We start from the raw sequence: 26,969 nt of genomic DNA, 5'->3' as shown, positions 1-26,969 counted from the left end.
GGGCGCCCTTAAAAACGAAGGCGCAAAGGTGGGTATTTTAGACGCTGATATTTATGGCCCATCTATTCCAATGCTTTTAGGCTTGGTAGGCGCAGAGCCCGTCACTAAAGATAACAAACAGCTACAGCCTTTTGATGCAAACGGCATTAAAGCGCAGTCAATTGGCTTTTTAGTCCCAAGCGATGACGCCACTGTATGGCGCGGACCAATGGCGTCAGGCGCACTTAGCCAATTGCTTAACGAGACTGATTGGGGTGAGCTTGATTACTTAATTGTGGATATGCCACCGGGCACCGGTGATATTCAACTAACAATGAGCCAAAAAGTACCAGCGAGCGGTACTGTTATTGTCACTACGCCGCAAGACTTAGCCCTTGCCGATGCGCAAAAAGGCATTGCTATGTTTAATAAAGTAAACGTGCCAGTGCTGGGCTTAATTGAAAACATGAGTTATTACATTTGCAGCCACTGCGGTGAAGCTAACCACGTATTTGGTAAAGACGGCGCACAAAAACTTGCGCACAAGCACGGCGTACCCGTACTTAGCCATATTCCTCTTGCAATAGATATACGCGAGTATTCTGAGCAAGGAAAACTTATTGCCAACGATAACGACGCGGCGATAAGCAAAACATACAGCGCAGCAGCGAGGCTTATAGCCAGCACGCTCTATTATCAACAGCATCACAATGCAATTGAAATTGTGATTACAGAAGATTAATAAATAATGAGACTTTCAGACACACATATTAATGAATACCTAAGCGATGGTCGCATTGTTATTGAGCCTGCGCCAACAAGTGACATGATTTCAGGCGTAACTGCCGATTTGCGATTAGGTAATAAATTTAGAACTTTTAATGCACACAACGCGGCATACGTCGATTTAAGTGGTCCAAAAGATCAGCTAAATAAAGCCATGGAATCAATCATGAGTGAAGAAATAGTGCTTGATGAAGGTGAAGCATTTTTTTTACACCCAGGTGAACTTGCTCTAGCTATTACACACGAAAAAGTAACTCTGCCAGCAGACATAGTAGGGTGGTTAGACGGACGCTCATCGCTTGCGCGTTTGGGTTTAATGGTGCATGTAACTGCGCACCGAATCGACCCAGGCTGGAGCGGGAATATTGTTCTAGAGTTTTACAACTCAGGAAAATTACCACTGGCGCTTCGCCCACTGATGAAAATTGGGGCTATGAGCTTTGAAATGCTATCGGGACCGTGTGAAAACCCATACAACATCCGTAAAGATGCAAAATATAAAGATCAAAACAGTGCAGTAGCAAGTCGTATTAGTGACGATAAGTAATCACCAAATATAGACATTACTCGTCTATTTTATGAAGCGCATAACCCAGTAGTTCAAAGTACTGGTTAAGCGCTTCATTTGCTTTATTAATATGCCCAATATTTGGGTATATTAAATTACTACTTTGTAAGCCCCCCACTAAAAAGCTATTTTTTATATTTGAATGCTGCTCAATACAGGCTTCAAAACAACGTGCGGCAAGCTCCTCTGGCATACTCATATAATTCATATTGTGAGCCTTATCGTGTTCTATGCATGTTTGTACAAAGCTATTTGCATCAACGCCGTGCTCATCTAAAAATACATTTTTATAAAAACTGTTCAAAGCATTATTAAGTGGGTGCGATAAATTAGGCGTGTTTGAAAGCCATAATTTGGAGGCAAAACCAAATCGTGGTTTTGCTGCAAATAAATGCTCGCTTATATGATGATCAAACGCATGAAACCATTCGTGAGCAAGTGCACCACCGCCTGCATTTTTTGCAAGGGCAAGCGTTTGAGAGGCTGCATTATAATGCGCTTGTACACCTTTTTGACCGCCATGACCAAATGCAAAATTAAGTTTGCCACGAAGACCAATAGCTTTGGGCGGTAAATGCAGTATTTGTGCAAGGTCGGCCAGTGCATCGTAAATTAAATTAGCGCTAATGTAGCGCTCTTCTTTAGTTACCCATTTACCGACGACCATTGACCTAAAGCCAAAGGTATCTCTTATATCGCTAAAGTCGACTTGGTCGTCAAAGCGATAGTCGGGGCCTTGGCGAGTAAAGCCACGTTTTAGCCTGTTAGGGTAGTTACGCATTGCAAGTTTCATATAGTAACGAATTTAATCTAAGTAACGTGCTTTTACGTGCTCGGGCATGTGTTGGGTTTGTTTTTGTATTAATTCATCAAGCACATTATAAAGTGGTGCAGGATTTAACTGCTCTATTAAAAACAAACTATGCGCTACGGCTTCAAGTGTGGATAGGCTGTCGGCCCTAGGGGCTTTACGAATAGCATAACGATTTTTAGGTAACTGTTTAAAACTGACCGTTTTGAATTGATTTAGCAATGTGGTGAGCTGCAAAATTTTGTAGGCTTTTTTCCATGTACCATCAACCACGATTAAATGGGTGATGTTTTTTATATTAGATTGCTCAGCGCTATCGTCTAAATTTACAGCATGTTCGTTAGGGTAGAGCAAAACAGTTGAGCTTACTGGCAGTGATTTAAGAATAGAAAAGTCGTCATTATTTTCGCCTTTGACTATTTGGCAATCAGTTAGGCATAAATTGAGTAGTTTAGCGGTATTTTTTGCTATTTTTTCTTCGCTTGGGTGCTGTAGAATAATAACCTTAACTTTGTTGTTTATATTTGTAATTGCGCTGCAAATACAGGTGTTAAGTGCAAAGTTACAATGATTACAAAGTGTGCGTGCCATTTAATAAACTTTTTGTTGCCAGTATGATCCTCACAATTATACATTTATAAGGTAATTAAGTTGGTTTTTTTTACGCATCAATATAAAGTAGTACTATTAAACTGTAATTTACATGGATTGTTTTAAGGGCTTAAAATATGACAGAAATAAATATTGATACATCAGCATTAGAGAGTATGGAATCGTTATTGGGTGAGCAGTTTGCTGATACACTTGATTTTTGCTGCTCGGAGTTTGAGCGTTTAGGCTCTGAAGTTTTAGCAACCATTGGAAAAGACAGAGAAGCGGCTATTCGTCATTCTCATAGCTTAAAATCTAACGCTGCGCAGTTTGGTGCTTCAAGCCTTGCTGAAGTATCTCGCGTTATTGAACAAAATTTAAACCTAGATAAATTAGCTGAAGCCATCGACGCATCTAATAGCTTAATGGCTCAAGTAACTGGCTCTCAAGCTAAGCTAAATGAATGGTTAGCATCTCGTTAATTATTGAAACTGAAACGTGAATTTATTTCAGTACTAAGTAATCAAATACACTGGCATTTTGCGCCTTTACTAGGTTAGTCTAAAGACTCACTAGTCGAGGTAAAAATGTCTGATATTAAAAAGAGTCACAAATTAGAAGGTGTATGTTATGACATTCGTGGGCCGGTTTTAGCACAAGCTAAAAAAATGGAAGACGAAGGTCAAAAAGTATTAAAATTGAATATAGGTAATCCGGCTGCTTTTGGTTTTGATATGCCAGAGGACATGCACCGCGATATTATCCGCAACTTATATTCAGCCCAAGGTTACTGTGACTCTAAAGGCCTCTATTCAGCCCGCGTGGCTATTTATCAACACTACCAACAACGTGGATTACATAATTTAGATGTAGATAACATTTATATTGGTAATGGCGTAAGCGAACTTATTCAGATGATCACCCAAGCGCTATTAAATAATGGCGACGAAGTGCTTATTCCTGCTCCAGATTATCCACTTTGGACTGCTTCGGTCACGTTATCGGGTGGTAATCCGGTACATTATTTATGTGATGAAGAGCAAGATTGGTTTCCGGACATTGCAGATATAAAAAGTAAAATCACTTCAAAAACAAAAGCATTGGTATTAATTAACCCTAATAATCCAACCGGTGCGGTTTATAGCGACGACTTGTTAATGCAATTAATTGATATAGCGCGTGAACATAAACTGCTGTTATTGAGCGATGAGATTTACGAGAAGATTTTATACGATGGTATAACGCATACTTCAATCGGCTCACTTTGCGACGATGTGCCTATTATTACTTTTAATGGTTTAGCAAAAACATACCGTGCAGCGGGGCTGAGAATGGGGTGGATGGTTTTGAGCGGTCGTACCTCGGTAATGGATGATTTACGCAAAGGCCTAGAAATACTTTCATCTATGCGTTTGTGCGCAAATGTACCTGCACAGTATGCGATTCAACAGGCGTTGGGTGGCGTGCAATCAATTGATAGTCTAATAAACCCGGGTGGGCGCTTATATGAGCAGCGTGATATTGCATGGCGTGGATTAAATGCTATTGAAGGCATTAGTTGTAAAAAACCTAAAGGCGCGCTCTATGCGTTTGCTAAAGTTGATACAGCACTTTTTAACGTTAAAGATGATGAAAAGATGATGTACGATTTGCTAAAAGCCGAAAAAATATTACTTGTACATGGCAGGGCGTTTAATTGGCCCGAGCCGGATCATTTTAGGTTGGTATTTTTACCAAGCAAAGATGATTTATCCGATGCGATGTTAAAAATGAAGCGCTTTTTTAAAGACTATCGCCAAGTATAGTTATTAAAAAAATAATAAAAAAACGAGCCAAATTTGGCTCGTTTTTTACTTTAGTCATGAATATATTAACAGGGCGTGTTGATCTTTGTGGATTGAAATTTGTTCAATCTAGGGGCGATTAAATCGCGACGCGAGGTTTGTAACCTAGTGGGCTAAGTAAAAACCGAGCAACAAAGAGTTAATTGCCGCTAGGCAGAACCCTTCGGGTAGCGCATGTTTGGCATTTATGCTGCGTTATCGCCTATTTATAGGGAACAACCACAGTTCATAGGCTCTGCCTTGTCTAAATACCAAACATTCTGCTGCAAATTCAACCACCAAAGTTCAGCACGTCCTAGTACGCTTTATCTACACGCACTGTGTTGTCGTTCAAGTACACTAATCTTACGTTATCGCCTTTGCTAAAACGCATTGATTGGTCCTGATCTTGAACAACCATAAACTGGTCGCCGTTTTCAACTTGTATTAATAACTCTACAAAATGATTTTGCTGATAATGACTTTGCTGCTGCCTGTTATGCGCAACACTGCCACCAATTACCGAGCCTAATATTGTTGCTACTGTGCGGCCGCTACCGCCACCAAACTGGTTGCCTACAACACCACCGAGTAATGCACCGCCAAAGGTTTTCCAGCCGTTGTTTTTGTCTTGAATGATTTCTTGCTCGGTAATATTGCGTACCGATTTTACGTCACCAAATAAAACTTGCTGCACAGGGACTGCTTTATTGCGCTCGTATTTAGCAAACGTAGGCGCGCTTATTGTAAGTAAAGCGCACATTAATACAGTAATTGCTTTCATAACTTGCTCCTTTTATACCAACCTGCATAAATCTTTGATCAATTTAACGAATTAAATTGCGCTATAACGTCGTTAAAATTTTTTTATTTAGAACAACTAAATACAAAAATTTTTGCCTAGTACTAGCGTAATTTTCTTAACATTAAATAGACCCCATATATAAGCAGATTGGTATTAGCTACCAGCCAAAGGTTGATTTTTCTTTCGTTTTACGAATTTCAGTTTCGTCTGCCCACTCAACTAGGCCGCTTTCCATATCCATTAAGCGCATTGTAAATTTATAGTATACGTCTGATTTATCGGCATTTGATTTAACAATACTTGATAAGTTTCCATATAACATATATTGCGCACCAATTTGTTTACCAAATGCAACGGCTGTTGCAGGGTTAACCAGGGCATCTTCATTTTGAAACGTTAATTGCTCACGTACTGACTCAACACGGGTCATATCTACAAAACGGAACTTACCGCTGCGTAGCATTTGTGTTGAGATTGAATCGGTGATTGATTCTGTATCAATGTGCTCGCTGGTTTTATTTTTAATACGCTCAACAAATACTACAGGGCGTTTATTAGCGGTCATTGTGCCAACAACAGGTGAGCTGAGTAATGAGTCGGTCATTTGGCTCGCTACTTTTTGTAAGTCGGTAGAACCAAAATTAATATCTGTTGTTTCTACTGCTTGTGCATCGCCATAACTTACTACGGCTTTATTAGCACAGCCACTTAATACTAAAGCGCTCAAGCCAACTAAAGCGTAAGTTGATGCTGTTTTAAATTTGTTACTGATTATCATGGTTGTTTCCTTTAATCTTTAAATTCTTGTGATTCGGTAGACACTTCTCTTACTGCTAAAGAAAAGGTAACCGCATCAGAGCTCGGTGCTAAGCCCGGTAATTGTGTTTTTGCAAAACCAAATAAGGTGAGTGCTTGCCAAGGTGAATGATTGCCTTTAATAACAAAGCCGTCTTTATCAAACCAATTAAACTGATACTGCAAATATTGTGATTTTTTATACTGGCTCGAAAGTGTCACTACTACATCGGTTAACTGGTTGGTTTGACGTGTTTTCACATCAGTAATGGCCAGCTTTTTACCAAGCTCTGGGTTATCTACACGTAATTGCTCATTAAACTGATTTTTATTTTGTTCAACAGAAATACCCGATGTAACCGGTTTGCTGGAACATGCACTGAGCATTAAGACTGCTAATAATGGCGCTATGTATTTCATGATGGCTCCTAAAGTTGAACTACGTGGTAATTAAAGTAGTTATTAACGGAGGTTAAGTAAATTAACGTTAACCCTTGCTTACTAACGGTAAAATTTATAGGTGCTTGTGTGCCTATATGCAAAGAATGCTCACCTGTATTTAGGCTTTGCCTTGCAACACTTATTTGATTTGGAAGTGTAAGCCAGCTACGTGTATCAGCTTGCTCAGACGCCAAATTATAAATATTAGCAAGTATGTTACCTACATCACCGGCACTGCGAGCAAGCTCTGCGCGGACTTTTTCTTTAGCTACTAATCTAAGCACTTGGCGAGCTACTTTTGCAGGTATTTGATCTTCTAATGTTTTTGCTGCAAGTGCTTCAATGTGTACTAATGGGCTCAGCTCTAAGCTTTGTGCATCTAAGTTTATATTATTAAGGCGGCGCACATAGGCATTATCTTTATATACTGGCATTGCAAGGCTGTAAAAGCGTGCATCGCCGCGTGATGAATAAATTGGTAAGCGCAGTTTAAATTCATCTTGTTTTGGTACTAAGCCTTGTTCAAATAAAACAATTACTTCGCCTTGCGTTGCAGAAATTGTGGGTGCATCACTAAAACGTTTTTTAAATTCGCTTAGGTCTTGGTCAAACCCTTGTTTTTTAGCAAGGCGCATTACGTCCTGCTGTAAATAAATATTGTTAGGTTGTATAGCCAGTGCTTTTTTATAATCAATATAAGCATCGTCATACTGTTTAGCACTTTGGTAAAGCAAAGCAGATAAATAAAATGTGTAGGCATTTTGAAAGCCATTTTTTACATCTCTGGTTACATTGCCCATGCTAGGGTAGTGCTGCTGCGCTTCCTTAACTGTTGAGTCGCCATCTGTTTTATTTTCGCTTAGTGCATCAACTTGTACTTTATTAGCGCGGCGAATTTCGACCAAAGCGCCTTCTACATCATTTTTATACACGTAGTTAAGTGCTTTATAACTATGAAGCATACTCATTTCGTAAGCCGGTGGCACATAAGTTATGGCTGAGTCGTTAGTAAATAACGCATTGCTTTGCTCAAGCCCCGCACTTACTTGTATTTTGGCGGCTTCACGTTTTTTTTGCATTTGCGTATACACGTTCTCAAATTTACTTTGTGCCTCTTGTGGCGTATTGGCTAAGTCGTTTAAGCGAGCTTGCTCAAGTTGGTTGAGTAAGTAGCTGCTGTGCATGGTGCTATTATCGGCAATAAGGGATTGCGCTTCTTCGATATTGTTTTTCTCGATTGCATTTCTTATTGGTGTCATTTGCGTGGCATAGTCATTAAATAGGTCATTAAAGCCCATTGTGCTACACCCACTTAAAATACAACAAAAGCTTAAAATTATACTTAGGCGCACTGCGCACTCCTCTCAATTCACCTGTATACATTAACATATTGTTTTTAGCTAAATGTGTGAAATATTGTAAAAAATCGTAGAGTAAAACTGCCTGCTAATAAAGAAATATAAAATGACATTGGTGAACAAAGTGTGAATTTTCTTGTTAGGTAACAATATTGAAATGCTTAAGGTACTTTATTGGTCTTATTGAATACAATGATCCCTAAAGCGTAATGATAAATGAATTTTTTAAATGAAGTAATTGCTATTCACTAAGTCGTATACGAAAAAGACTAAAAGGATATCTTGTGTTGTAGACACCGTATTTTGCAAATGCGGCTAAGATTTGAGTATAAATGATCTAATTTATTAAAACTAAATACTCTCTTTGCACAGTTATACCAATCCTGTTTAAATGTGCTGCTCAGTAAGCGGTTTTATAGGCGCTTATGACAATGTTTTTAGCTTAGTAGGTTAATTAATTAATTAATTGAAATAACGCTGTAATTTGTTTTTATTGCTAAGGAATTTTTTTGAAAGCTACGTTGTATACAATCATTGCTTTAATTGCGTTTGCTGCAAATTCTCTTTTTTGCAGAATGGCTTTAGCCGAAGGCTATATAGATGCTTGGAACTTTACAGTTATTCGCTTACTCAGTGGTGCTGCGTGTTTGGGCATTATAATGGCTATTTATACTCATAATTTAAAACGAAAAGGCACATTTAACCCCGCTATTTTAAGTGATAAAGGAAGCTGGCGAAGCAGTATAAGCCTTTTAGTTTATGCACTTTGTTTTTCGATTGCATACGTAGAGCTAGATACAGGCACCGGTGCACTGATTTTGTTTTCAGCCGTGCAACTCACTATGATTGGCTGGGGTATATATCAAAAAGAGCAGTTGAGTGTGCTTCAGTGGTGCGCGTTTATAGTGGCGCTAGGTGGGTTTGTATATTTAATGCTGCCATCTGCTGCTGTACCTTCATTATTAGGTGCATCACTCATGGCACTCAGTGGTGTGGCATGGGGTATTTACAGTATTCGCGGTAAAGTGTGCGTATCGCCACTGCGTACTACAGGGTTTAACTTTATAAGAAGCTTAGTGGCTATCCCTGTTTTATTACTTGTTGGTATGAGTTATTTAAAAAATATGAGTATTGAAGGGGTTTTGCTTGCATGTGCCTCGGGTGCGATAGCTTCTGGAATTGGTTACAGTGTTTGGTATGTAGCAATGCCACTGCTTAAAAGTACCCAAGCTGCTGTTGTGCAGCTTTGTGTACCTGTACTTGCAGCCGTTGCCGGGGTCTTGTTTTTATCAGAGCAGGTAACAATGGAATTTATAGTGGCAAGCTCGTTAATATTAGGCGCTGTGCTGGTATTTATTTTAAATAAAAAGAAGGTTTAATATCATTTAAGTTAACCTTCTTTTTAAGGGGGACTCACGTTTGTTACAAAGCGTGTATAAATAGCGGGTAAGTTATCAAGTATTGCCTGCTTACCCTGTAGTTCACTGTTTTTTATGCATTCAAAAAGTACTTGCTCGCTAAGCTTATTCACTAATAATTGTGATTGCTTAATATGGCTTATATGCCAAAGCTCAGGTGCGACACCACCTAAATCATGCTGATAAGGGCGATAAAAGCCAAATTTATCTAAGTTAGTATCAAGCCAATTACTTAAAGGCGCAAACGGCCCACCTTGCAGGTATTCATCAGGTGTTAGCTGTAGTTTATAATCATCACTTACCGCAGCTTTATCAAACACGTCTAAATCGGTGCCTAAATGGTGCCTGCTTGCCCCAGGTAATGCAGAGTAGAGCATTATTGCTATGCATTTATCTACATCATTTAATTTAGTTAAATCTACAACCTTTTGCTGTTTATTATAAACAGGTCGAATACCTAAAAACTTATTATTCCAAATAATTGATTGACGATTAAAGTCGCGAAAACTTGAGGCAATAGTAAGCTCAAATCCTGCTTTTTGTGCTGCACTTTGCAGCGCTAAAAAGTCGTTAATAATAGCGCTGTGCAAGCGATGATTTTGTATATCAGTTAAATGTGTATCACTTTGCCCTGTGATACACATTATTGGTGTTGGTTTAGTTACATCCATTATGCTAAAAGTTGCTCTAATATTTGCTCGTAAATGTCGGTAAGGGCTATTAAATCATCGGTACTTACGCATTCATCTACTTTATGGATAGTGGCGTTACGTGGGCCAAGTTCAATTACTTTAGCGCCTGTTTGTGCAATAAAGCGACCATCTGATGTACCACCCGTGGTTTCTAGATTCGTGGTTAAACCGGTTACTGATTTAATCGCTTTAACTGTGGCATCAACAAGCGGGCCGTGCTCGGTAATAAAAGGTAAGCCATTTACTATCCAGCTTAATTCATAATTTAAGTCATGCTTTTGTAGAATGTCATTTACACGTTGCTGTAATTGCTCATACGTTACTTGCGTGCTAAATCTAAAGTTAAACTGTACTTCGAGCTCACCCGGAATAACATTACCCGCACCCGTGCCACCATTAATATTAGAAATTTGAAAGCTGGTGGCGGGGAAGTATTCGTTGCCGTTATCCCACACCGTTTGGCTAAGTTCAGTAAGTGCTGGCGTCGCTAAGTGAATTGGGTTTTGTGCTAAATGCGGGTAGGCCACATGACCTTGTATACCCTTAACGGTTAAAAAAGCGGTAAGTGAACCTCTGCGACCATTTTTAACCACATCACCGAGTACATCGCGTGATGAGGGCTCGCCTACAAGACACATATCAATTTTTTCACCGCGTGCCTCTAGCGTATCAATTACGCGAGTAGTCCCGTTTACAAACGGTCCTTCTTCGTCAGAAGTGATTAAAAAAGAAATCGAGCCTTTATGATCTGGATGTTTAGTAATAAAACGTTCGGTTGCTACAAGCATTGCGGCTAATGAGCCTTTCATATCGGCAGCGCCACGCCCGTGCAGTAGGCCATCTTTTATTAATCCTGAAAACGGCAGGTGTTGCCAATTTTTTTCAGGGCCTGTTGGTACAACGTCGGTGTGACCAGCAAAACAAAAATGCGGCGATTGTGTGCCTTTTCGAGCCCAAGTATTAAGTGTGTCGGTAAAAAATAATGATTCTATATTAAAACCAACCGCAGCAAGGCGATCGTTCATCATTTGTTGGCAGCCAGCATCTTCGGGCGTTACCGATTCACGTTGGATTAGCGCTTGGGCGAGTTTAATTACGTCATTAGTCATTATTTAAAAATCTCGTCGTATTGGGCTGCTTTAAAACCTAAATGGTAACTGCCATTGTTTACCAGTACTGGACGTTTGATCATGGCAGGTTGTTCAACCAACAATGGGATAGCACTTTCTTTAGTTAGGCTTTGTTTTTGCTCATCAGTTAATGCGCGATACGTTGTACCACGTTTATTAACGAGTTGTTCCCAATCGAGCTTGTCTGCAAATTCACTCACCATTTGCTCATTTACGCCATCTTTGCGGTAGTCATGAAACGTAAATTCGATGTTGTTATCAGTTAAATGTTTTTTAGCTTTTTTTATCGTATCGCAGTTGCTAATGCCGTATAGAGTGATCATAAATCTAGTTCTTCTTAATAATAGTTAATAGTGTGTCTTCACCCGCATTTACATGCGAATGCGAGTAATGAAATGTGCCAAGGTTATGGCCGTTTAGTAAAATTAAACTAGCAAGCATTGGAGTATCAAGTTCTCGTAAATCAAAATAAGCAAGGCGTTGACCTTTGCATATTTTGCTACCATTGAGTTGCGCAATATGGGTATGCGTAATTGATTTTGAATCAAAAATAGTTAAGTTAATCAAGGCTTTTAGACCATTATTAGCTTGTAGAATAAACTCAGTACCTGCATTTTTTACTTGTAATAAAGTTCCATCAAACGGTGCTAAAATTTTATGACTTGTTAGTTGCACCATAATACCAGGACCCAGAGTGCCAAAACGAAAAAAAGGTTCTGGGTGCTCTTTCAGTTCAATTACTTTACCTGTAAATGGGCTGGTAATATTTATTGCATTAAGAGGCGTTTTATTTTGAGCTAAATAGTCAATTTTTTGAGCTTTCATAAGTTAGTTTACCACCACGTTATAACCCTCTTTTTTTAAAGCGGAAATAGCATTTTCTGCAGTGTGTTTTTTTATGAGAATATAATCAGTATCGTAGGTTGAGATTGAAAAGATAGAAATTTTAGCGCGCGCTAATACCCCTGAAATATTAGCCATAATTCCGGTTAACGAAAAGCCAAGTGGACCTACAACCTCTAAAGCTTGCCAGTCGGGTTCGGTATCCAGGCTTTTTACTTCAAAATCGCTTGGGCATACAATTGAAAGTTCATCATGGGTTTTAGAAATAAAAAACAAAGATTGCTTTAAAAGTGCCGCAGGTATGTCGGCATCTACATCTAAACTGTGTATAGATAAAATGGTGCTGTGTAATTGTAATGTTTGTTTTGACATTAAAAGCCTGCGAACAGCAATATTGATAGCTTTATAGTATAGATTATTGGCTTTAAATTAAAGGTGTAACAACGACTAACTCAGCAGTAAATAAGTAGATAAAAGAAGGGGGTAAAAACTTACCCACAATTTCTGTGGATAAGTATGGGGGTTGCAGGGTATAAATAACCTAACTAGTTAATTATTAAATAAATAATAGCTAGGCTATAAAAAGCACACGTTACGTTTAATGAGTAATTAGCGCTTCTGCTTGAGCTGCCTGAATGGCAGTTAAGGCGATTGTATACACAATATCATCAACTAATGCACCACGGCTTAAATCGTTCACAGGTTTACGCATACCTTGCAGCATAGGGCCAATACTTATCAAGTCGGCACTACGTTGTACTGCTTTATACGTGGTATTACCCGTATTTAAATCTGGGAATATAAATACGGTCGCTTTACCGGCTACAGGGCTGTTAGGTGCTTTTTTAAGTGCTACGTTTTCCATTATAGCGGCATCGTATTGTAGTGGGCCGTCGATAATTAAATCAGGACGTTTTTGTTTTGCTATTTTTGTGGCTTCACGTACTTTTTCAACATCGGCACCTGTACCAGAAGTGCCCGTGCTGTAGCTGATCATGGCAACACGCGGCTCTATGCCAAATGCAGCTGCAGAGTCGGCAGATTGAATCGCTATGTCTGCAAGTTGTTCAGCATTTGGGTCTGGGTTAATCGCACAGTCACCGTAAACTAATACTTGGTCAGGCAGTAGCATAAAAAATACAGATGATACTAGTGATGACCCTGGTGCTGTCTTAATTAATTGCAGTGGTGGGCGNGAATTGTATTTGCCGTAGTGTTTACTGCGCCCGATACTAAACCGTCTACTTTACCTTGCTCAAGCATCATTGTACCCAGTACAACGTTATCTTGTAGTTGCTCTTGTGCTACTACGGCAGTTAGGCCTTTGCTTTTACGAATTTCGACCATAGGCGCAATATAATCATTAATAATGCTTTGAGGCTCGATAATACTTACATGTTCGTTTAGCTCAATACCTTGCTGCTGTGCAATACGCATTATTTCTTCGCGATCGCCTAGTAATATAGTTTTAGCAATTCCGCGTTGACCACAAATAGCAGCCGCTTTAATTGTACGAGGTTCATTACCTTCTGGTAGAACCACGGTTTTACCTGCTTTACGCGCTTTAGTGGTAAGTAAGTAACGAAATGCGGGTGGTGATAACTTACGAGTTTTACCTACACTTTTAGCTAGAGTATCTAGCCAGCTTGAATTGATATGCTCTGCGTTGTGATCTTTTACTTTTTCAATACGTTGGTCATCATCATTTGGTACTTCCATATTAAAGTTATGCAGTAGTAATGATGTACGCCACGTGTCTGCATCGGTTGCGAGTATTGGCAAACCGGTTTGCATGGCTTGCTCACACAAGGCCATAATACGTGGCTCTGGCTCAAAACCACCGGTGAGTAATATAGCGCCAAGTTTAGTGCCGTTCATAGCAGATAAGCACGCAGCAACAAGTATGTCAGAGCGATCGCCCGGTGTTACTAATAAAGCGCCTGGCGTAAAATAATTTAAAATATTTGAAACCGTACGAGCACAAAAAGTAATACGGCGCAGACGACGATGAAGCATATCGCCTTCGTTAATAATCGTGGCTTTTAAGTATGCGCTTAAGTCTTTTACGCGCGGCGCTACTAAGTCAAAATCCCACGGGATTGCACCAAGTAACATAAACGGATTTTTTTTAAAAATAGGTAGGGATGCTAAACGATTTAACTCGTTCTCAAGCTCTTCAGGTTTATAGGCATCGACTAAATCGGCGCGTGCACGACCTTCTTCATCAAGTGGCGCATTTACTTTATTAAAAATACAGCCCAGTACGCGAGGGTGATCGATACCACCATAGTTACCTGCTGCGATTTCAAGGCGGTCTTCTATTTGAGTAATGGTGTAATTACCAGGGGTAAGTACAAATACAATTTCGGCGCCGAGTGTTTGCGCAATTTCGCGGTTTACACGCCCAGCATAAGGTTGGCGACGAGTAGGTACCATACCTTCAATAATAGCGACTTCGTCGTCGTTTATTTTACTTTCAAAGCGTTCAACAATTTCCTCTAGTAGGTCATCACCTTTACCGTCGCCAATCATTTGCTCAGCATAATCAAGTGCAAAAGGCATTGGTGGGTTAATAGGTGAGCCTTGAGTAACTATTTGCGTTGATTTTTCAGGGCCTGTTTCACCAGAACGTGGCTGAGCTATTGGTTTGAAAAAGTTAACTTTAACTGTTTTTTGTTCAAGTGCACGCACTAAACCAACTGATACCGACGTTAAACCCACACCGGTAGAAACAGGAATTAACATAATACGACGTGCCATATTAAAGCTCCTTTACAATATTTGCAGCATCAAGGGCAATAACCCATTCTTCATTAGTTGGCATTACAACTGCTTTGATGTGTGAATTTTTACAGCTAATAACGCCTTCTTGACCAAAGCGCGCATTAAGGTTGGCTTGCGGATTACAATTAATGCCTAAAAAGGCAAGTTGTGTAATTACTTTTTCACGAATAATATCTGAGTTTTCACCAATACCACCAGTAAAAATCACAGCATCAAGGCGCTGTAATGGCACCATATACGCTGCAATTTGTTTTGAAAGTCGGTAGCAAAACATCTCAATTGCGAGTATCGCTTTTTTATTACCGACCATAGCGGCTTCTTCNAAGCCACTTTTTTGATTTAGTAGGTTATCTATTTGCTGGGCTGTGTAATCAAGTTGAGTGGTTAAAAAGTTAAATAAACCAGGGTCAATATCGCCGCTACGTGTGCCCATTATCAGCCCCTCTAGAGGCGTTAGTCCCATGCTGGTATCAACACTCTTACCATTTTTAATAGCGCATACAGAACAACCGTTACCTAAGTGGGCACTAATAAAATTGCTTTGCTCGATAGGTTGCTTTAGCAGCTTTGCTGTTTGCCCTGCAACATAAAAATGACTTGTGCCGTGAAAACCATAACGCCTAACACCAAACTCGGTGTACAACTTATATGGAAGAGCGTAAAGAAAGGCAACTTCATTCATAGTTTGGTGAAATGCAGTATCAAACACCGCGACTTGTGGCAAACCTTCAAACGATGCCTGCGCCGATGATATACCTAGTAAATTAGCGTGCCCATGAAGCGGCGCAAGCGTTGCAGACTGTGTAATGCCTGCAATTACTTTTTCGTCAATCAATACGGATTGCGTAAAGTGCTCGCCGCCATGTACAACACGATGGCCCACTGCGATAAGTTGCTCGTCTAAGTTGTGATCTTTTATTAAGCTTACAAGCGTATTTATAGCCTCAGCATGTGCTTGATTAGCCGCTAAGTCGATAACTGTTTTAGTACCATTAAATTTGTATTTAATAGAGGGTGTTTTAGCGCCTAAGCGTTCAGCAAGGCCTGAAATAATTTCGTGACCATCGTTTGCATCAATAATGGCAAACTTTAAGCTAGAGCTACCACAATTTAAAACTAAAACGTGTTGTGATTCAGGAGGGGTTGTTGGCATAGATTCAATTTCCATAAACAAATTTAGTAAGTAAACGTTAATACGTAATCGTTACACTTACGGTATTAAATAAAGCTAAAACAATTGAATGTTCAATTGCAAAGTGGTTAACGCAATGTTAATTACTTTACCTTAATTAAGATGTTTAAGTTAGGATTGTTCGTCATTAAAAGGTAAATTTAAGCTGTTTTACTGAGAAAGTGTAACTCTTTCATTTTGTGTTACACTTTGCGTATAGCTCGTTTTTCCATTGTATTTAAAAGCAGTATCTGTGAGGAGTCATGATGCAAAAAAGTGTGATGTCACAACTACAAACTGGCCGTTTGTATGGTAAAAAATGGCCAATGCGCAAAGAGCTTGCGCCCTTATTTTTAGAGTTTAGAGTAATTAGAGCGACTGAGCTTGCCATTACAGTAATGCCAATATTAGCCATGCTAACATTGTTTTTTCAGCTAAATTACTTGGGTTCTGATTTTTTACCGCAAGCCATTGCAAGTGCATTATTTTTTATATCGCTACCATTACAAGGTTTATTTTGGTTGGGTAAGCGAGCGCAAACGCCTTTAGAGCCTGCGATGCAAAAATGGTATAACGAGCTGTACACTAAAATGGCAGCTAATGGATATCAAACGCAGTTAAGTGAAAACAAGCCCCGTTATATGGAGCTTGCCAATTTACTTAAAGATATGTTTGATAAAATGGACAGGGCGTTTACTAAAGAGCAGTTTTAGAGAGTTACATCATTATCTATTTTGGTAAACTGAGTAATATAAAACGATAAGGTGACAGTGTGTTCACCTTTTTCTTCGAGTGCTGTCCAGTGCTCGGGTCTAAATTTCCATGCAAATGGCGTCATCATTATTAAGTTTTTAATATCAGTAAAGCTAAGCGCTACATGCTCTGTTAAAAGGATCTGCTCTGATTTTTGAAATCCTTTTGGAGTGGCTATTTCAGTATGTTCGTTTACTTCTGAATATATATAAGATTTTAGCTCTTTTAAATGACAAGGTCCTGGGCTTGCAACCACTAATGTTGCGTTTTGATTTGCTAGGCGTTCAAGCTCTTGCTCAAACAAAGGTGCAAATACACTTACAAGTACATCAGCAAATTGGCTTTTAAAGGGCGCTTGGCTGATTGATGCCACACTAAATTGGCAATTAGGGTAGCGCTTAGCTGCATATTTAACCGCTGATTTTGAAATATCGACGCCGAATACAACAGCATTTGTTTTATTCGCTATTGCTTGGGTATAAAACCCTTCACCGCATCCTAAATCAATAATAGTTTTTGCACTTATATTACTGATTATATCACTAAGGCTTTGCTGTAAAAAACGATAATACCCACGCTCTAAAAATGCACGTCTGGCTTGTACCATTTCAAGTGAATCACCCGGTTGTTTTGAATTTTTCTGTTGCACAGGCAGTAAATTAACATAGCCTTCTTTAGCAAAATCAAAGCTGTGGTTGTTAGCACAACGAAGTGTTGAATCAGTTTTCAAAAGTGCTAGGTTACACAGCGGGCATTGATATTCAAGACTCATGAGCCTAGGTAGTCCTTATCGTAAAAAGTTTTTACCCAATGCGGGCGATAGGTGATCATAATTGTTATAGCCATGCCGTTGAGCATTGCTTCAGGAAACCAAATTATGGCACTTAAATAAACGTAGTTATCTGCAAGTTCTTGCCAATTGTATTGCCCTATAGCTAAGTAAAATAAAGCACCTAGGCTTATTTTTATACAGGCTATAAATCCTGCGGTTATAAACGCACAAACAAATATATAAACAAAAAAATGACGAGGTAAATATTGGTAACTAATTATAAAGCCAAGATAGCTCAATAAAATAGGAATAAACGCACCAATAAGCAGTTGTACTGGTAACAGCTCAAGTTCAATTTGACCAAAGGCAGCGAGTAGGGCTGTGGCAAGTAGGCTACTTAAAATAGTCAATCGCCAGCCTAAAATTAATGTAGCAGCCGTAACACCTAGGATGTGTAAATCAAGGCCAGTTAAAATGCCAGCCTTTATTCGCCAAAGCACTGCAAACACTAACGCACACGCAAGTACGCTAGTTTGACGGACGGGCGTACTAAGCAATGTTTTATATGTTTTTTTATCAAAGCTTAATAGAGCAATAATAATTACAAGAGCCCAAAGTAGCCCCTGTATTGTTAGGCTTAGCATAATAATTACTTAAATGTTGACCATATAGGGGCATGATCTGACGGTTTTTCAATACCGCGAAGTTCGTAATCAATACCTGTATCTATGCAGCGTGCTGCAAGCTCATTGGTTGCAAGCACTACATCTATACGAAGTCCTCGATTATCTACAAACCCTTTAGAGCGATAGTCAAACCACGAGTATTGATCGTCTGTTTCGGGGTTTTGCTCTCTAAAGGTGTCTTTAAAACCCCAATTAAGTAATGTTGCAAGCCATTCACGCTCTACCGGTTGAAAAGAACATTTACCCGTTTTTAACCAACGTTTGGCATTTACGTCGCCAATACCAATATCTAAATCGGTAGGTGATATGTTGATATCACCCATAACGATGACGTCTTGATCGGGTGTGTGATTGGTTTCAAGGTGTGTCATTAAATCTTTATAAAATTGACGTTTATAAGGGAATTTAGTTTCGTGATTAATATTATCACCTTGTGGGAAATAGCCATTCATGACAGTAAGGTCGCGACCGTTTTCTTGTTCAACAGTGACGCTTATCATGCGTTTTTGCGATTCATCTGTATCGGTGGCAAAACCTTTTAAGACCGATTTAGGCTCTTTTTTGCATAACATAGCTACGCCATAATGCGCTTTTTGACCATGAAAGTAGACGTGATATCCCATTTTTTGTACATCTTCTAATGGGAATGCTTCGTCGTGAACTTTAATCTCTTGCAAGCCAATAACGTCTGGTTGATGTTTGTCGATAATTGCTTGTAATTGGTGAAGACGAGCACGCAGACCATTGATATTGAAAGAAATCACTTTCATAAAATTTACCTTAAAATTGGTTCTATTTAATAGATTAAATTGTATCAGTAAATACGCGTACATAACATGACTGAATTGAGATAATAGCTGCGCAAATGTTGATCAAATGATGGGTAAAGTTTAAACATTGTGAATACAATATTAATTATTTAAATAAATAAAAAATTCAATTGAACTTAACTTTATTGAATATATAATGCGCGAAATTCACTTTTTTAGCTCGTTCAAATAGGATCTCTCATGAAAACTCAACTACTTTTAGCCACTGCTTTACTAGCATCTGCAACTGCGTCAGCTCAAAGCAATACTTACTTTAGCCAAGATAACAAAATTGAGTCTAAGTTATGTGTACTAAGTGCAAACGAAGGCTTTAGCGTTGCTCGTAAAGAAGCTGCCCAGCACGGTGTTTACCTATCTCGTTTTTCTAAAAGCATTTTATGTAATGGTGAAGATATTCGTGATATTGCTAAAAAAACGACATTAAGCAACGCATCAGTTGAGAAAGTAGAAGTATTTGCAAAAGACGCCCAACAAGAAACTCAATTATGTATGACGGCTTTAAAACAAGGTTTAGCACCTGTTCGTCAAAAAATTGGTAACCTAAACTCATTAAAATGTAATGGTCAAAACGTTACTGAGTTTGTTAAACGCTACCAAAACGCAGCAATCTAATTGTTAGCTTAACTATATAAGTAAAATTGAAATGCCTGGTTTTTACCGGGTATTTTTTTGCAAAAATTACAAGGTTGTTTGCAAAGCTTGCAAGCTTAACTTATTGAAACTGTTTAATAAATATACCGACCGAGATTAAGTTATTGATTATTATAAGTTAACTATTATTGGCATTGGATTTGTATTAGTTAAAGTGACATTTAATTAATTACGAAGGATACGTCTTATGAAAAAGTTAACATTAGCAGCNGGCTTGTTCATCTAATCAAGGTCTTGAAAGAATAGACAGTGACTTTGCAAGTTTAGATAATGATAGCGATGGCTACATCTCAAAAGTTGAAGCTGATGACGATAGCATTTGGGGCCATTTTTCAAATATTGATACCAATATGGATAACGAAATTAGCCGCAAAGAATTTAACACTTATATGAAGCTTAATAATGGCAAAGTAGCCACTGATTCTGAAGTAAGTGAGTCGGCATTTAAAGCTGAAATTGCTAAATTCGATAAAATTGAAAGCAGTTTTTCAAGCTTAGATAACGACAGCAATGGCTATATCTCGGTAGTTGAAGGTAACGATGATGATATTTCAAATCATTTTGGTTACATGGATAAAAACCAAGATAAGCGCATCAGTAAAAGCGAGTTTATGGGTTACATTAAAAAATACGGTAACGCAGTAGCTGAAGATGATGCATTAGAAGCTTTTAAAAGTAACTAATAGTTACCATTTTAGTAAGTAAGATTAAAGCCAGTGCTAGTCACTGGCTTTTTTGTGTTTTAAATTTAGTTATTTGATAGATATATTTTCCTAGTTTGGTGTTGTTCTGTCATAATAGATGGCTGTGTATTTTTATTTGTTAAGAGTGTGTATGGCGGGTCGGCGAATTAGTGATGAACAACTAGTTGAGATCATTGAAGCAGCTATTTTTGTTGCAGATAAGCCTGTTAGTAAACGCCACCTCAAAGACATCGTATTAATAGATTTAGCTATTTCTATGGCACGAATAAATGACGCAATAGATACAATACAAGAACATTTTCAAACTCGTGGTATTCGCTTAGTTGAAGTGGGTAGTGGGTATCGGTTTCAGGCATGCAGTAGTTTAAGCCCTTGGTTAAATAACTTGTGGCAAGAACGCGCACCAAAATACTCGCGTGCTTTACTGGAAACATTATCACTTATTGCATACAGGCAGCCCATTACACGCGGCGAAATTGAGCAAGTAAGAGGTGTTACTACGGGTTCGAATATTATTAAAACCTTACTCGAAAGAGAGTGGGTTAAAGTGGTAGGGCATAAAGAGGTTCCGGGAAAGCCGGCTTTATATGCAACTACTAAGCAATTTTTAGATTATTTTTCGTTAACTGGACTTGAAAATTTACCTGCGTTGCCAACAGAGCAGCAAAGTAAAATTAACCAGTTATTGAGCGATCCTTCTGTGAGAGAACCATCCGAATGAGTATTATACAAGGTGAAAAGTTACAAAAAGTCTTAGCCCGTGCAGGCGTAGGCTCACGCCGTGAAATGGAAAAATACATTGACGCAAACCGCGTTAGTGTAAACGGTAAAGTGGCAAAGTTAGGTGACCGTGTTGAAGAAACCGATTTGATTCGTGTTGACGGACACAGTGTAAAAATCGAAGAAAAAGCAGACCGAATCTGTCGTGTGATTATGTATAACAAACCAGAAGGTGAGTTAAGCACACGTAAAGATCCTGAAGGGCGTCGTACTGTATTTGACCGACTTCCTCGTATTGATGGCGATCGCTGGATTGCGGTTGGTCGATTAGACGTCAATACATCGGGTTTAATGCTTTTTACAAACGATGGTGAACTAGCAAACCGTTTAATGCACCCAAGCTATGAAGTAGAGCGTGAATACTCTGCACGTGTATTTGGTGAAGTAACCAATGAAACGGTTAAAAACTTACTACGTGGTGTTGAGCTTGAAGATGGTCCAGCCAAATTCACGACTGTAACCCCTATGGGTGGCGAAGGCGTTAACCGTTGGTTTAACGTAACGTTAAATGAAGGGCGTAACCGTGAAGTTCGTCGTTTATGGCAGTCTCAAGATGCGGAAGTATCTCGTCTTATTCGTATTCGTTACGGTAAACTAGAGCTTGATAAGCGCGTGCCACAAGGTGGTTGGATGGAGTATGATTTAGAAACAGTAAACTACTTGCGTAAAACCGTTAAATTAGGCCGCGAAACACAAACTAAGCTTTCTGTTATGCCTGAAAAACGCAAAGATAAACGCGCTAAAATCAACCAAATTCGTAAAGCAGTTAAAAAACACAATCAGCGTGTTAAGCCGACTAAACGTAAATAATCAATTAGTTATTTATTGAACACAAAAAAGCCGCTAATTGCGGCTTTTTTAATGTGTTGTTTAAATTATTTAAACTCTAAATTACTTTTTTACTTGAGCATCTAACGATTCGCCATTCACTTCACTAGAATCGTCACTCATTAGATATAAATATGTAGGCATTAAATCCTCTGGTGTAGCAAGTGCGTCTCTATCTTCACCTGGATATGCAGCAGCTCGCATTGAAGTACGAGTAGCGCCTGGGTTAATACAGTTTACACGAATATTCGTTTTGCCTACTTCACATGCCCATGTTTGCATCATACCTTCTACTGCAAATTTTGAGATGGCATAAGGCCCCCAAAATTCACGACCTTTGCGGCCTACACCTGATGATGTAAATACGATCGATGCATTATCAGACTTACGAAGAACAGGAAAAAGTGCTTTAGTGATCATTGCTTGTGCAGTCACGTTTACTTTCATTATGTTTTCGAACGTAGATGAGCAAAAATGTTCAAGCGGACCGAGTGACCCTAAAATACCTGCATTATTAAGCAACCCGTCAAGGCGTCCAAACTGATATTCGATTGTTGCAGCAAGGTCACGGTAGTTTTGCTTCGTTGCGCCTTTTAAATCCATAGGGACTATTGCAGGTTTAGGGTAGCCAGCATTAACAATTTCATCGTAAACACATTCAAGTTTATTAGTTGTTTTTCCTAATAATATAACTGTAGCGCCGTATTTTGCATACGTAATTGCTGCAACTCGGCCAATACCATCACCGGCGCCTGTTATTAAAATAACTTTATCTTTAAGTGCGTTTTCAGCTGCTTGATATGTGTGCATAAAAGTACCAATTCATATAATTTTTTTGATTTTAACATAGCGAAACGTGAAGTAATCGAATTTATTGTAAAATTAGGTGGCGAAAATAGAAACTTTACGTTAAGTTTAACTGGTCTAATGTCTCATTAATAACCTGATTACATTGTTTTAACTTAATACACTGATTAAACACACTATAAAAATAAAATACGTGCGGAGCCAACAATATGAAAAAAATGCTACTTTCACTCTCGGTTACAGCTGCTTTAGCAGGTTGTGGCGGTGGAGAAACGTTAACAGATGTCAAAAACGACACAGCACCAGTTATCCCAACAGCAACAGTTACATTTGATCCAGCAGCAGGTATCTTATCGGTACCTAATGATTTATTAATGAGTGGAACTCAAGACGGTACACTTAATATTCCTGGTGAATTAGATGACAACAATGTGTCTATTTCGCGCGCAGCTTATGCAAACCCTCAACTTGCACTAGGTGCACTTGATGGTTGGTCTTCGCAGGTTCCTTATAAAATCGATTTAACATTCCCACCAAATGTGAGTTTAGATGAAGCGTCTGCTGGGACCCCTGGTACAGTAAGAATTTTTGAAGTTGTAATGGGTGCAAGTTTAACTGATGCAGAATGTTCAGTTGTAGCTGCCGGTACTGCTTGTAAATTGATCGGTGAGCTTACTTTTGGTGTTGACTTTGTAACTCAAGCTTCAGGTGATGGCGTTGCAATTATTCCTTTAAAACCATTTACGGCAGGTAGCTCATACATCAATGTATTAACTACTGGTCTTAAAGATTCATTAGGGCGCTCTATTGAGCCTTCTTCTACTTATGGGCTGGTTAAACAAGAAGCACCATTAATTACAGAAGCTCAACTTGGTTTGCAGGGTGCTGTTAACAGTTACGAAAATGTAGTTGTAAGCTCGGGAGATATCGCAAAAGAAGATATTATTTTTTCTAGTGCGATGACTATTCAATCAGCAGGCCCTGTACTTGGGACAATTAAAAAGTTACTAGCTGCAAGCTTGCAACAGCCTGCGTTACCAACTCCTGCGCTTCAAGTTCCTGAACAGCCTATGGTAAATGTACAACAAGTATTTGCTTCTCAGGGTGTAGAAGTCTCTGCTGCTTTCTCTGGTGTGCAATATCAAAAAGGTAGCATTATGTTACCGATGTATTTAGGTACGCCAACGGGTACAGATATTAGTGATTTAAGTGATACATATTGGCAAGGTATGTGTGATAACGCGGTGGCAATAATTGGTTATAAGGCCGTTGCAGGCGATGCATTTCCGACAGATCCTATTAGTGAAAATGATGGTTTATGTTCTGCATTAAGTGACGGACAATTACGTGACTTAGGACTAGACAGCACACGTCATTTAACAAAATACAACTCAATTCCAAAAGTACAAAGCATGGCAAATGTGCCAGTGCAAGTTACTAAACCTATTTTACCGATAATTAATGGTGTCCGTGCACAGTTACAATTAGATCCTATCGCAATGCCTGAAGGTGGATGGCCTGTTGTGATTATGCAGCACGGTATTACAACACAAAAAGAAAGTATGCTTGCTTTAACTGCGCAGCTTTCTATTCAAGGCTTTGCAACGGTTGCTATTGACCATCCAAGACATGGTGAGCGCGGAATAGATGTTGATGGTGATGGAACAGACGACTTTAATGCAACAACGGGTTCTGTGCTTAGTTACATGAACTTAAGTTCATTACTTGTTGCACGTGATAGCTTACGTCAATCGGCTGCTGATTTATTAGGCCTTCGTTTAGGCTTAAACTTTATTAACGATACAACTATTAATAGTAAAGACGTTACCTACATTGGGCATTCGCTAGGTTCTATTGTTGCTCCAGCATTTATTGCTCAAGCTAATACGCCAATGGCAGAAACGCTTGATCCGCTATTTAATGTAAACACGGTAGCTCTTGCAAGTGGTGGTGGCGGTATAGCAAGCTTCTTACTTGAATCTGCTGCGTTTGGTCCATTTATTCAAGGTTCAGTACTTTCACAAGCTGGTACAACAGAAGCTGATGAATTTACTGCATACTTACAAGGAGATGCAGTTTCTAACTGTGGCTCATTAATACCAGACATGGAAGCTTACTTGACATGTGGTTACAACGAATATATTGCATCACTTACCACTGCGGGTGAAACGACTAAACTTACTAACATTCAAGGTGTATTTACACAGTTTGCTTTTGCGGCGCAAACAGCGCTAGATAGTGGTGATCCAACGAACTACGCAGCCACTGTGAAAGCATTAGGTACTCCTGTTTATACTAATGTTGTTGTGGGTGATGGTGTTGATAACAAGCCTGACCAAGTGATACCACCAATGGCAGCTAATAATCCTATTTCTGGCACAATTCCATTAGCTAACTTGATGGGTCTTGAGACAGTAAGTTCTTCGCAATCATTGAGTGAAACACCAGCAAGCTACTTAGTTAAATTTACTAAAGGGCATCATGGTTCTATATTAACTCCATCTCAAGATGCTGCAAAGGCTGCAACTGTTGAAGGCAGTGCTGCNCTGCTCGCGGACGGATGTTATTAGTTTCCAACCCTGAGGTTGTGACTGATTAATAACCAGTAAAATAATTAACCTTTAAAAGCCACTGAAAAGTGGCTTTTTTTTGCTTTAAAGCATGCTAAATTAGCTGAAATTTATAAATGGAGAAACCAGTTGGAATTTTTATACGAATACGGTTTGTTTTTTGCTAAAACAATTACTTTTGTTATCGCTATAGCAGTTATTTTAATGCTAATAGTTGGCGCTGCAGTTAAGCCAAAGGCCAAAAAAGGTGAAATACAAATTGACGATATATCAGAGCAGCTAGTTGAACTTAAAGAAAGTTTTTTACAAAATACGTTGGGTAAAAAAGAGCTTAAAGCGCATCAAAAACAACTTAAATCAAAGAGTAAAAAAGCAGATAAAGATGAGCCTAAACCTCGTTTATATGTAATTGACTTTGTGGGTAGTATGGACGCTCACGAAGTAGAAAGCTTACGAGAAGAAATAACGGCTATTATCTCTATTGCCGATCCAAGTAAAGACAAAGTACTTATTCGTTTAGAAAGTGGTGGCGGTGTTGTACATGGCTACGGACTTGCTGCATCTCAGTTACAGCGTATTAAAAGTGCGGGTATTCCTCTAAGTGTTGCAATTGATAAAGTGGCAGCAAGTGGTGGTTACATGATGGCGTGTGTCGCGGACGAGATACTTGCAGCGCCTTTTGCAATAGTTGGATCTATTGGTGTGATAGCTCAAATACCTAACTTTAATAAAATATTAAAGAAAAATGATGTTGAATTTGAGCAAATAACAGCAGGTGAATTTAAACGCACACTTACTTTATTTGGTGAAAACACAGATAAGGCCCGTGAAAAATTTCGTGAAGAAATTGAACAAACACATGATTTATTTAAAACGTTTGTAAGCACTCAACGTCCAAGCTTAGATATAAGCTTAGTTGCGACAGGTGAGCATTGGTTTGCAACTCAAGCGATTGATAAAGGCTTGGTAGATGTTATAAAAACAAGTGATGATGCATTGCTAGAGCAGCAACATGAGCGCCAAATTTATAAGATTAAATACAAAGTTAAAAAAGGGTTGAGCGATAAGCTAGCTCTTGGCTTGAGTAGTGGTGTAAATAAAGTGGGAATAAACTTACTTTCTAAGTTTAAGTCGTTAAATCCTTAGATTAGAATCTTTTTCAGGATTCAGTTTAATTATTTTTACTCGAAAAAAAACCTTGATGGATTGCATCAAGGTTTTTTTATAGCTATATAAATGTAGCTTATGAATCAATAGATTTATGATAATCTTCTAAGTCTTTAGCTGCATTAGGGTCGTTAAAGATGCTCTCATCTAGCTCACCTTCAGACTTGGCAACAACACAGGTAACCATACAATCGCCGGTTACATTAACTGCTGTACGTGTCATATCAAGTAATCTATCTACACCGATAATAATTGCAATCCCTTCTACAGGTAAGCCAACTTGGTTAAGTACCATTGCCAGCATTATTAAACCAACACCAGGTACGCCTGCTGTACCTACAGAGGCAAGTGTTGCTGTTAATATAACCATTAAATAATCAGATATTGTCAAATCGACACTAAACACTTGTGCAATGAACACGGTAG

Annotated in this window: 26 protein-coding genes and 4 pseudogenes (1 of these 30 only partly in view); 12 read left to right on the top strand and 18 right to left on the bottom strand. The window is 38.9% G+C overall.

What is annotated here, in order from left to right; all coding sequences use genetic code 11:
* A partial coding sequence (locus L654_RS0112115; RefSeq protein WP_024608141.1) for an Mrp/NBP35 family ATP-binding protein occupies nt 1-721 on the top strand: 721 nt, incomplete at its 5' end.
* A gap of 6 nt (nt 722-727) precedes the next feature.
* A complete protein-coding gene (dcd, locus tag L654_RS0112110; RefSeq protein ID WP_007582539.1) occupies nt 728-1,312 on the top strand; it encodes a dCTP deaminase in 585 nt (194 codons plus the stop codon).
* Nucleotides 1,313-1,328: 16 nt separating this feature from the next.
* On the opposite strand, the gene L654_RS0112105 is transcribed toward dcd, so the two are convergent.
* Entirely contained in the window at nt 1,329-2,114 is a 786-nt protein-coding gene (locus L654_RS0112105; protein WP_024608140.1) for a CLCA_X family protein, read from the bottom strand.
* Nucleotides 2,115-2,138: 24 nt separating this feature from the next.
* Nucleotides 2,139-2,735: a tRNA-uridine aminocarboxypropyltransferase gene (locus tag L654_RS0112100; RefSeq protein ID WP_010554237.1), complete on the bottom strand. Its 597-nt coding sequence runs from the start codon at nt 2,733-2,735 to the stop codon at nt 2,139-2,141.
* Between the two features lie 137 nt (nt 2,736-2,872).
* Between L654_RS0112100 and L654_RS0112095 the strand changes: the two genes are divergently transcribed.
* Both L654_RS0112095 and L654_RS0112090 read left to right on the top strand, forming a co-directional pair.
* The gene (locus tag L654_RS0112095) at nt 2,873-3,217 is read left to right on the top strand and encodes an Hpt domain-containing protein (protein WP_024608139.1); all 345 of its coding nucleotides are present in this window, start codon (nt 2,873-2,875) and stop codon (nt 3,215-3,217) included.
* Nucleotides 3,218-3,322: 105 nt separating this feature from the next.
* On the top strand, nt 3,323-4,540 hold the full coding sequence (locus L654_RS0112090) for a pyridoxal phosphate-dependent aminotransferase (protein WP_024608138.1): 1,218 nt from the start codon (nt 3,323-3,325) through the stop codon (nt 4,538-4,540).
* Between the two features lie 334 nt (nt 4,541-4,874).
* Here L654_RS0112090 and L654_RS0112085 read toward each other — a convergent pair whose 3' ends face one another.
* From L654_RS0112085 to L654_RS0112070, 4 genes are all read right to left on the bottom strand, one after another.
* Nucleotides 4,875-5,342, bottom strand: a complete 468-nt coding sequence (locus L654_RS0112085) for a glycine zipper 2TM domain-containing protein (RefSeq protein WP_024608137.1) — start codon at nt 5,340-5,342, stop codon at nt 4,875-4,877.
* A 178-nt stretch (nt 5,343-5,520) separates the two neighbouring features.
* On the bottom strand, nt 5,521-6,141 hold the full coding sequence (gene lpoB / locus L654_RS0112080; protein ID WP_007375407.1) for a penicillin-binding protein activator LpoB: 621 nt from the start codon (nt 6,139-6,141) through the stop codon (nt 5,521-5,523).
* An 11-nt stretch (nt 6,142-6,152) separates the two neighbouring features.
* Nucleotides 6,153-6,578 (bottom strand): YcfL family protein, encoded by a 426-nt coding sequence (locus tag L654_RS0112075; RefSeq protein WP_007582549.1) that lies wholly within the window; start codon nt 6,576-6,578, stop codon nt 6,153-6,155.
* An 8-nt stretch (nt 6,579-6,586) separates the two neighbouring features.
* Nucleotides 6,587-7,951 carry an adenine DNA methylase gene (locus tag L654_RS0112070; RefSeq protein ID WP_024608136.1) on the bottom strand — a complete coding sequence of 455 codons (1,365 nt, stop codon included), beginning with the start codon at nt 7,949-7,951 and terminating at the stop codon, nt 6,587-6,589.
* Between the two features lie 515 nt (nt 7,952-8,466).
* On the opposite strand from L654_RS0112070, the gene L654_RS0112065 reads away from it, so the two are divergent.
* Nucleotides 8,467-9,336, top strand: coding sequence for a DMT family transporter (locus L654_RS0112065; RefSeq protein ID WP_024590438.1), 870 nt, complete (start codon nt 8,467-8,469; stop codon nt 9,334-9,336).
* Nucleotides 9,337-9,359: 23 nt separating this feature from the next.
* On the opposite strand, the gene L654_RS0112060 is transcribed toward L654_RS0112065, so the two are convergent.
* The 7 genes and pseudogenes from L654_RS0112060 to L654_RS0112030 form a co-directional block, all read right to left on the bottom strand.
* A complete protein-coding gene (locus L654_RS0112060) occupies nt 9,360-10,046 on the bottom strand; it encodes a M15 family metallopeptidase (RefSeq protein ID WP_024608135.1) in 687 nt (228 codons plus the stop codon).
* Nucleotides 10,046-11,176 carry a succinyl-diaminopimelate desuccinylase gene (dapE, locus tag L654_RS0112055; protein ID WP_024608134.1) on the bottom strand — a complete coding sequence of 377 codons (1,131 nt, stop codon included), beginning with the start codon at nt 11,174-11,176 and terminating at the stop codon, nt 10,046-10,048. Before dapE ends, L654_RS0112060 begins: the two co-directional genes overlap by 1 nt.
* Complete coding sequence (locus L654_RS0112050) at nt 11,176-11,520, bottom strand: ArsC family reductase (protein ID WP_024592532.1); 345 nt, start codon at nt 11,518-11,520, stop codon at nt 11,176-11,178. Before L654_RS0112050 ends, dapE begins: the two co-directional genes overlap by 1 nt.
* 4 nt (nt 11,521-11,524) lie before the next feature.
* Nucleotides 11,525-12,022, bottom strand: coding sequence for a PTS glucose transporter subunit IIA (locus tag L654_RS0112045; protein WP_024608133.1), 498 nt, complete (start codon nt 12,020-12,022; stop codon nt 11,525-11,527).
* Between the two features lie 3 nt (nt 12,023-12,025).
* A complete protein-coding gene (locus L654_RS0112040) occupies nt 12,026-12,412 on the bottom strand; it encodes an ACT domain-containing protein (protein WP_007582563.1) in 387 nt (128 codons plus the stop codon).
* 226 nt (nt 12,413-12,638) lie between these two features.
* Nucleotides 12,639-14,800: pseudogene (pta, locus tag L654_RS01000000126005) on the bottom strand (phosphate acetyltransferase).
* A 1-nt stretch (nt 14,801) separates the two neighbouring features.
* Nucleotides 14,802-15,977, bottom strand: a complete 1,176-nt coding sequence (locus L654_RS0112030) for an acetate kinase (protein ID WP_024608132.1) — start codon at nt 15,975-15,977, stop codon at nt 14,802-14,804.
* 284 nt (nt 15,978-16,261) lie between these two features.
* On the opposite strand from L654_RS0112030, the gene yfbV reads away from it, so the two are divergent.
* Nucleotides 16,262-16,708 (top strand): terminus macrodomain insulation protein YfbV, encoded by a 447-nt coding sequence (gene yfbV, locus L654_RS0112025; protein WP_007582569.1) that lies wholly within the window; start codon nt 16,262-16,264, stop codon nt 16,706-16,708.
* Here the strand turns inward: yfbV and L654_RS0112020 are convergent.
* Genes L654_RS0112020 through xthA form a run of 3 tightly spaced genes read right to left on the bottom strand, consistent with a single transcriptional unit; the run spans nt 16,705 to nt 18,976 of the window.
* Nucleotides 16,705-17,520 carry a putative RNA methyltransferase gene (locus L654_RS0112020; protein WP_024608131.1) on the bottom strand — a complete coding sequence of 272 codons (816 nt, stop codon included), beginning with the start codon at nt 17,518-17,520 and terminating at the stop codon, nt 16,705-16,707. The genes yfbV and L654_RS0112020 overlap by 4 nt on opposite strands.
* Nucleotides 17,517-18,164, bottom strand: coding sequence for an energy-coupling factor ABC transporter permease (locus L654_RS0112015; protein ID WP_024590447.1), 648 nt, complete (start codon nt 18,162-18,164; stop codon nt 17,517-17,519). The genes L654_RS0112020 and L654_RS0112015 overlap by 4 nt, the downstream gene beginning before the upstream one ends.
* Nucleotides 18,165-18,169: 5 nt before the next feature.
* On the bottom strand, nt 18,170-18,976 hold the full coding sequence (gene xthA / locus L654_RS0112010) for an exodeoxyribonuclease III (protein ID WP_010554249.1): 807 nt from the start codon (nt 18,974-18,976) through the stop codon (nt 18,170-18,172).
* A gap of 240 nt (nt 18,977-19,216) precedes the next feature.
* Here xthA and L654_RS0112005 point away from each other — a divergent pair, with 240 nt between their 5' ends.
* From L654_RS0112005 to rluB, 4 genes and pseudogenes are all read left to right on the top strand, one after another.
* Nucleotides 19,217-19,648 carry a hypothetical protein gene (locus tag L654_RS0112005; protein WP_007582577.1) on the top strand — a complete coding sequence of 144 codons (432 nt, stop codon included), beginning with the start codon at nt 19,217-19,219 and terminating at the stop codon, nt 19,646-19,648.
* A gap of 226 nt (nt 19,649-19,874) precedes the next feature.
* Nucleotides 19,875-20,370: pseudogene (locus L654_RS01000000126000) on the top strand (EF-hand domain-containing protein).
* A 151-nt stretch (nt 20,371-20,521) separates the two neighbouring features.
* On the top strand, nt 20,522-21,112 hold the full coding sequence (gene scpB / locus L654_RS0111995) for an SMC-Scp complex subunit ScpB (protein WP_024590449.1): 591 nt from the start codon (nt 20,522-20,524) through the stop codon (nt 21,110-21,112).
* Nucleotides 21,109-21,981 (top strand): 23S rRNA pseudouridine(2605) synthase RluB, encoded by an 873-nt coding sequence (gene rluB / locus L654_RS0111990; RefSeq protein WP_007582584.1) that lies wholly within the window; start codon nt 21,109-21,111, stop codon nt 21,979-21,981. The genes scpB and rluB overlap by 4 nt, the downstream gene beginning before the upstream one ends.
* Before the next feature lie 81 nt (nt 21,982-22,062).
* Here the strand turns inward: rluB and L654_RS0111985 are convergent, their stop codons facing one another.
* On the bottom strand, nt 22,063-22,809 hold the full coding sequence (locus L654_RS0111985; protein ID WP_007375386.1) for a YciK family oxidoreductase: 747 nt from the start codon (nt 22,807-22,809) through the stop codon (nt 22,063-22,065).
* 206 nt (nt 22,810-23,015) lie between these two features.
* On the opposite strand from L654_RS0111985, the pseudogene L654_RS01000000125995 reads away from it, so the two are divergent.
* Nucleotides 23,016-25,405 (top strand): annotated as a pseudogene (locus L654_RS01000000125995) (VolA/Pla-1 family phospholipase).
* A 100-nt stretch (nt 25,406-25,505) separates the two neighbouring features.
* Nucleotides 25,506-26,522, top strand: a complete 1,017-nt coding sequence (gene sohB / locus L654_RS0111975) for a protease SohB (RefSeq protein ID WP_024590094.1) — start codon at nt 25,506-25,508, stop codon at nt 26,520-26,522.
* Nucleotides 26,523-26,619: 97 nt separating this feature from the next.
* Here the strand turns inward: sohB and L654_RS0111970 are convergent.
* A pseudogene (locus L654_RS0111970) lies at nt 26,620-26,969 on the bottom strand (dicarboxylate/amino acid:cation symporter) (it continues 997 nt past the right edge of the window).

It is taken from the genome of Pseudoalteromonas sp. TAB23, assembly GCF_000498075.1.
Taxonomy (GTDB): domain Bacteria; phylum Pseudomonadota; class Gammaproteobacteria; order Enterobacterales; family Alteromonadaceae; genus Pseudoalteromonas; species Pseudoalteromonas arctica.
Note: the sequence above shows the minus strand (reverse complement) of the source record. Positions and strands in the feature narration are given on the sequence as shown.